Genomic DNA, 2,077 nt, shown 5'->3' on the forward strand with positions numbered 1-2,077 from the left:
GACTTCGTCAAAGAACCAAAAAGTGCAAATAAAAAATAATATAAATATTTATTATTTGGGAGGCTTATATGATAGCTAACAACATACTCGATTTAATAGGCAATACTCCTATTATAAGATTAAGTAATATTGAAACTAAATTTAATTTAAATAAAAACATAGAATTATATGGAAAAGTAGAAAAAAATAACCCTGCTGCTTCAATAAAAGACAGAGCAGTAAAACAGATATTATTAGATTTAATTAAAGACGGTAAAATAAAAAAAGGTTCTACAATTATAGAGCCTACTTCAGGAAACACAGGAATTGCTATGGCAGCTATTGGAAGTTATTTATCTCTCAATGTTATAATAGTTATGCCTTCTTCAATGTCTGAAGAGAGAAGAAAACTTATAAGAGATTATGGAGCAAAGTTAGAATTAGTTGATGGAGGAATGGATAAAGCAGTTGAAAGAGCAAATCAATTAAACAAAGAAATACCTGATTCTATAATAGCTGGTCAGTTTATTAATGAATCTAATGTTATGGCACATTATTTAACAACAGCACCAGAAATATATAAAGATATGGTTAATGTTGATTATATATTTGCAGGAATTGGCACTGGAGGAACTATTACAGGAATAGGAAGATATGTTAAAGACAACAATAAAAATACTAAAGTAATTGGAGTTGAACCTGAATTATCACCTCTTCTTACAAAGGGCTATGCGTCTGCCCATAAAATACAGGGAATAGGGGCTAATTTTATACCAAAAATTTTGGATTTGAATGTAATAGAGAAAATAATAGATGTATCAGATGATAATGCTATTAATACTGCAAGAGAAATATGTTTTACTGAAGGTTTATATGTGGGTATATCTTCAGGGGCTAGCGTTTATGCTGCAATTGATTTATCAAGACAGTTAGATTTAAATAATAAAATAAAAATGCTTTGTATTTTGCCTGATACAGGAGAGAGATATTCTTGGAATTAAAGGATTATATTTATGAAACTAAAAACTTTTAATGAACTTCCTAATCAAAATGATATAAAAGAAATTGTAAAACTAATAAGGGACTATGTTTTTCCTAATTTTTTTAGAGAGACTCCTAATAAAGATATTGTAGAAAAAAATATAATTGAACTTTATAAAAAAATAGTAAACAATGATTCTCTATTATTGGATTTTATAGAAAAGCTTAAAGATATTAAATTAAGTCTTGAAAAAGATTTAGAGTTTTTTTATCAGTCTGACCCTGCTTCAAAATCTTATGATGAAATAGTATTAACATATCCTGGATTTAGAGCAATTTTTCATTATAGAATAGCACATATATTTTATAATCAAAAAGAATATTTAATAGCGAGAACTATATCTGAATTTGCACATTCAAAAACAGGTATAGACATTCACCCTGGAGCAAATATAGGAGATTATTTTTTCATAGATCATGGTACAGGAATAGTTATAGGAGAAACAACAGTAATAGGTCATCATGTAAAAATATATCAGGGGGTTACTTTGGGAGCATTATCATTAACTAATGGTAGGGCTTTGGAAGGCAAAAAAAGACATCCTACAGTTTGTGATTATGTTACAATATATGCCAATGCTTCTATATTTGGAGGGGACACTGTAATAGGGAAGAATTCTATCATTGGTGCTAATTGTATAGTTTTAGAATCGGTTGAAGAAAACAAAAAAATCACTTTATAAATTTATATAATAAGTAAAAACTGTTTTTATTGTGATATTATATTAATTTTTAGTATATACCTAAAATTTTATCATATAGCAAAAATTTTATATTTTATTAAAAGTATTTTTGTAATTTATAATCTTTTATGGGACTATCTTCCAACTGTTGTGAGTGATTAGGAACCTACCAGTTTTTTTTCGAGCGTAGGAAATGCCTGTAGTGTGCTTTTGGAAAAATAATAATAAAAAAGTTTATAAAAAATTATTGTTTCAATATACACTGAAAAGTTTTAAACTAAAATATATTTTAAATTTTTATTTGTGGTGGCTTTGCCCCCACGCCCCTAGTTCTTTTTGTGGCCAAAAGAACCAAAAGAACTGCATTTTTATGA

The 2,077-nt window shown here is 27.6% G+C and carries 2 protein-coding genes; both read left to right on the forward strand.

From position 1 onward, the window contains the following. The first annotated feature begins 68 nt into the window (after positions 1 to 68). Positions 69 to 980 (forward strand): PLP-dependent cysteine synthase family protein, encoded by a 912-nt coding sequence (locus E6A48_RS05460; RefSeq protein WP_219709061.1) that lies wholly within the window; start codon positions 69 to 71, stop codon positions 978 to 980. A gap of 12 nt (positions 981 to 992) precedes the next feature. Further along, positions 993 to 1,703, forward strand: a complete 711-nt coding sequence (epsC, locus tag E6A48_RS05465; RefSeq protein WP_219709062.1) for a serine O-acetyltransferase EpsC — start codon at positions 993 to 995, stop codon at positions 1,701 to 1,703. Positions 1,704 to 2,077: the final 374 nt, after the last annotated feature.

It is taken from the genome of Brachyspira pilosicoli (assembly GCF_019402445.1).
Taxonomy (GTDB): Bacteria; Spirochaetota; Brachyspiria; order Brachyspirales; family Brachyspiraceae; genus Brachyspira; species Brachyspira pilosicoli_B.

What these genes read in the sequence shown, in the direction of transcription:
- E6A48_RS05460 (WP_219709061.1), top strand. Translation starts at nt 69, where the DNA reads ATGATAGCTAACAACATACTCGATTTAATAGGCAATACTCCTATTATA.
- epsC (WP_219709062.1), top strand. Translation starts at nt 993, where the DNA reads ATGAAACTAAAAACTTTTAATGAACTTCCTAATCAAAATGATATAAAA.